The sequence below is a fragment of the Streptococcus sp. CCH8-C6 genome (assembly GCF_001557225.1).
GTDB classification, from domain to species: Bacteria; Bacillota; Bacilli; order Lactobacillales; family Streptococcaceae; genus Streptococcus; species Streptococcus sanguinis_C.
Genome location: NZ_LSJN01000022.1, coordinates 1 through 5123, shown reverse-complemented (window position 1 = coordinate 5123; position 5123 = coordinate 1). Strand labels below are relative to the sequence as shown.

General features: G+C 50.2%; 1 tRNA gene and 3 rRNA genes. All 4 read left to right on the top strand.

From position 1 onward, the window contains the following. Positions 1-180: 180 nt before the first annotated feature. The 4 genes from AX677_RS02635 (at position 181) to rrf (ending at position 5123) form a co-directional block, all read left to right on the top strand. Positions 181-1728: ribosomal RNA gene (locus tag AX677_RS02635) — 16S ribosomal RNA — on the top strand. 64 nt (positions 1729-1792) lie between these two features. After that, positions 1793-1865: transfer RNA gene (locus tag AX677_RS02630), tRNA-Ala, on the top strand. Between the two features lie 126 nt (positions 1866-1991). Next, positions 1992-4891 (top strand): 23S ribosomal RNA (locus AX677_RS02625). A gap of 116 nt (positions 4892-5007) precedes the next feature. Continuing rightward, a 5S ribosomal RNA gene (rrf, locus tag AX677_RS02620) occupies positions 5008-5123 on the top strand. The 16S, 23S and 5S rRNA genes sit together here with 1 tRNA gene alongside, the layout of an rRNA operon.

Genomic DNA, 5123 nt, shown 5'->3' with positions numbered 1-5123 from the left:
AAAAAAGGTATTGACAGTTGGGTGGTATAGGTGATATACTAATATAGTTGTCGCGAAAGACAAAGCCCTTTGAAAACTGAACAAGACGAACCAAGTGCAGGGTGACATAGAGATATGTAACCTGTCAAAAAAACGAAAATAAATCTGTCAGTGGACAGTAATGAGTGCGAACTCAAACTTTTTAATGAGAGTTTGATCCTGGCTCAGGACGAACGCTGGCGGCGTGCCTAATACATGCAAGTAGAACGCTGAAGAGAGGAGCTTGCTCTTCTTGGATGAGTTGCGAACGGGTGAGTAACGCGTAGGTAACCTGCCTGGTAGCGGGGGATAACTATTGGAAACGATAGCTAATACCGCATAAAATTGATTATTGCATGATAATTAATTGAAAGATGCAATTGCATCACTACCAGATGGACCTGCGTTGTATTAGCTAGTTGGTGAGGTAACGGCTCACCAAGGCGACGATACATAGCCGACCTGAGAGGGTGATCGGCCACACTGGGACTGAGACACGGCCCAGACTCCTACGGGAGGCAGCAGTAGGGAATCTTCGGCAATGGGGGGAACCCTGACCGAGCAACGCCGCGTGAGTGAAGAAGGTTTTCGGATCGTAAAGCTCTGTTGTAAGAGAAGAACGGGTGTGAGAGTGGAAAGTTCACACTGTGACGGTATCTTACCAGAAAGGGACGGCTAACTACGTGCCAGCAGCCGCGGTAATACGTAGGTCCCGAGCGTTGTCCGGATTTATTGGGCGTAAAGCGAGCGCAGGCGGTTAGATAAGTCTGAAGTTAAAGGCTGTGGCTTAACCATAGTATGCTTTGGAAACTGTTTAACTTGAGTGCAGAAGGGGAGAGTGGAATTCCATGTGTAGCGGTGAAATGCGTAGATATATGGAGGAACACCGGTGGCGAAAGCGGCTCTCTGGTCTGTAACTGACGCTGAGGCTCGAAAGCGTGGGGAGCAAACAGGATTAGATACCCTGGTAGTCCACGCCGTAAACGATGAGTGCTAGGTGTTAGGCCCTTTCCGGGGCTTAGTGCCGCAGCTAACGCATTAAGCACTCCGCCTGGGGAGTACGACCGCAAGGTTGAAACTCAAAGGAATTGACGGGGGCCCGCACAAGCGGTGGAGCATGTGGTTTAATTCGAAGCAACGCGAAGAACCTTACCAGGTCTTGACATCCCTCTGACCGCTCTAGAGATAGAGTTTTCCTTCGGGACAGAGGTGACAGGTGGTGCATGGTTGTCGTCAGCTCGTGTCGTGAGATGTTGGGTTAAGTCCCGCAACGAGCGCAACCCCTATTGTTAGTTGCCATCATTCAGTTGGGCACTCTAGCGAGACTGCCGGTAATAAACCGGAGGAAGGTGGGGATGACGTCAAATCATCATGCCCCTTATGACCTGGGCTACACACGTGCTACAATGGCTGGTACAACGAGTCGCAAGCCGGTGACGGCAAGCTAATCTCTGAAAGCCAGTCTCAGTTCGGATTGTAGGCTGCAACTCGCCTACATGAAGTCGGAATCGCTAGTAATCGCGGATCAGCACGCCGCGGTGAATACGTTCCCGGGCCTTGTACACACCGCCCGTCACACCACGAGAGTTTGTAACACCCGAAGTCGGTGAGGTAACCGTAAGGAGCCAGCCGCCTAAGGTGGGATAGATGATTGGGGTGAAGTCGTAACAAGGTAGCCGTATCGGAAGGTGCGGCTGGATCACCTCCTTTCTAAGGAGTCCGTAAGGACACACGGAATGCACTTGGGTCTTGTTTAGTTTTGAGAGGGCTATGTGGGGCCTTAGCTCAGCTGGGAGAGCGCCTGCTTTGCACGCAGGAGGTCAGCGGTTCGATCCCGCTAGGCTCCATTATCTAGTTTGACTAGATAAAGAACTTGTCCATTGAAAATTGAATACCGATATCAAATAGTAACAAGAAAATAAACCGAAAACGCTGTGAATATTAATGAGTTTAAGACTGAAAGGTCAAAATAAGGTTAAGTTAGTAAGGGCGCACGGTGGATGCCTTGGCACTAGGAGCCGATGAAGGACGTGACAAACGACGAAATGCCTCGGGGAGCTGTAAGTAAGCACTGATCCGGGGATGTCCGAATGGGGGAACCCAACAGGTTGATGCCTGTTACCCATTTCTGTTAAGGAAATGAGGAGGAAGACGCAGTGAACTGAAACATCTAAGTAGCTGCAGGAAGAGAAAGCAAAAGCGATTGCCTTAGTAGCGGCGAGCGAAGAGGCAGGAGGGCAAACCGAAGAGTTTACTCTTCGGGGTTGTAGGACTGCAATGTGGACTCAGAATTTATAGAAGAATGACTTGGGAAAGTCAGCCAAAGAGAGTAAGAGCCTCGTATTTTAAATAGATTCTGTACCTAGCAGTATCCTGAGTACGGCGGGACACGTGAAATCCCGTCGGAATCTGGGAGGACCATCTCCCAACCCTAAATACTCCCTAGTGACCGATAGTGAACCAGTACCGTGAGGGAAAGGTGAAAAGCACCCCGGGAGGGGAGTGAAATAGAACCTGAAACCGTGTGCCTACAACAAGTTCGAGCCCGTTCATGGGTGAGAGCGTGCCTTTTGTAGAATGAACCGGCGAGTTACGTTATGATGCGAGGTTAAGTTGAAGAGACGGAGCCGTAGGGAAACCGAGTCTGAATAGGGCGCTTTAGTATCATGATGTAGACCCGAAACCATGTGACCTACCCATGAGCAGGTTGAAGGTGCGGTAAAACGCACTGGAGGACCGAACCAGGGCACGTTGAAAAGTGCTTGGATGACTTGTGGGTAGCGGAGAAATTCCAAACGAACTTGGAGATAGCTGGTTCTCTCCGAAATAGCTTTAGGGCTAGCGTCGACATAAAGATTCTTGGAGGTAGAGCACTGTTTGGGTGAGGGGTCCATCCCGGATTACCAATCTCAGATAAACTCCGAATGCCAATGAATTATGGTCGGCAGTCAGACTGCGAGTGCTAAGATCCGTAGTCGAAAGGGAAACAGCCCAGACCACCAGCTAAGGTCCCAAAATAATTGTTAAGTGGAAAAGGATGTGGGGTTGCACAGACAACTAGGATGTTAGCTTAGAAGCAGCTATTCATTCAAAGAGTGCGTAATAGCTCACTAGTCGAGTGACCCTGCGCCGAAAATGTACCGGGGCTAAAACAATTTACCGAAGCTGTGGATACCTTTTATAGGTATGGTAGGAGAGCGTTCTATGTGTGGAGAAGGTGTACCGTGAGGAGCGCTGGAACGCATAGAAGTGAGAATGCCGGTATGAGTAGCGCAAGACAGGTGAGAATCCTGTCCACCGTAAGACTAAGGTTTCCAGGGGAAGGCTCGTCCGCCCTGGGTTAGTCGGGACCTAAGGAGAGACCGAAAGGTGTATCCGATGGCCAACAGGTTGAGATTCCTGTACTAGAGTATGAAGTGATGGAGGGACGCAGTAGGCTAACTCGTGCGTACGATTGGATGTACGTCTAAGCAGTGAGGCGTGGTATGAGTCAAATGCTTATACCTGTAACGTTGAGCTGTGATGGGGAGCGAAGTTTAGTAGCGAGTGAGTGATGTCACACTGCCAAGAAAAGCTTCTAGCGTTGTATCATACTCTACCCGTACCGCAAACCGACACAGGTAGTCGAGGCGAGTAGCCTCAGGTGAGCGAGAGAACTCTCGTTAAGGAACTCGGCAAAATGACCCCGTAACTTCGGGAGAAGGGGTGCTGACTTTGGTCAGCCGCAGTGAATAGGCCCAAGCAACTGTTTATCAAAAACACAGCTCTCTGCTAAATCGTAAGATGATGTATAGGGGGTGACGCCTGCCCGGTGCTGGAAGGTTAAGAGGAGTGCTTAGCGGTAACGCGAAGGTATGAATTGAAGCCCCAGTAAACGGCGGCCGTAACTATAACGGTCCTAAGGTAGCGAAATTCCTTGTCGGGTAAGTTCCGACCCGCACGAAAGGCGTAATGATTTGGGCACTGTCTCAACGAGAGACTCGGTGAAATTTTAGTACCTGTGAAGATGCAGGTTACCCGCGACAGGACGGAAAGACCCCATGGAGCTTTACTGCAGTTTGATATTGAGTGTCTGTGCCACATGTACAGGATAGGTAGGAGCCTATGAAATCGGGACGCCAGTTTCGATGGAGGCGTTGTTGGGATACTACCCTTGTGTTATGGCCACTCTAACCCGGTAGGTTTATCATCTACGGAGACAGTGTCTGACGGGCAGTTTGACTGGGGCGGTCGCCTCCTAAAAGGTAACGGAGGCGCCCAAAGGTTCCCTCAGACTGGTTGGAAATCAGTCGCAGAGTGTAAAGGTATAAGGGAGCTTGACTGCGAGAGCTACAACTCGAGCAGGGACGAAAGTCGGGCTTAGTGATCCGGTGGTTCCGCATGGAAGGGCCATCGCTCAACGGATAAAAGCTACCCTGGGGATAACAGGCTTATCTCCCCCAAGAGTTCACATCGACGGGGAGGTTTGGCACCTCGATGTCGGCTCGTCGCATCCTGGGGCTGTAGTCGGTCCCAAGGGTTGGGCTGTTCGCCCATTAAAGCGGCACGCGAGCTGGGTTCAGAACGTCGTGAGACAGTTCGGTCCCTATCCGTCGCGGGCGTAGGAAATTTGAGAGGATCTGCTCCTAGTACGAGAGGACCAGAGTGGACTTACCGCTGGTGTACCAGTTGTTCTGCCAAGAGCATCGCTGGGTAGCTATGTAGGGAAGGGATAAACGCTGAAAGCATCTAAGTGTGAAACCCACCTCAAGATGAGATTTCCCATAACGCAAGTTAGTAAGAGCCCTGAGAGAAGATCAGGTTGATAGGTTAGAAGTGGAAGTGTGGTGACACATGGAGCGGACTAATACTAATCGCTCGAGGACTTATCCTAGAATAAGAGCTTCATCAGAGTGCAGCGAATGGTTTAGAGAAATGTTAGATTTGATATTGTATTCAATTTTGAGTTGACAAGGCTTGTCTGAGACGACAGGACAGTTAATTCAATAGTTAAGTGACGATAGCCTAGGAGATACACCTGTACCCATGCCGAACACAGCAGTTAAGCCCTAGAACGCCGGAAGTAGTTGGGGGTTGCCCCCTGTGAGATATGGTAGTCGCTTAGC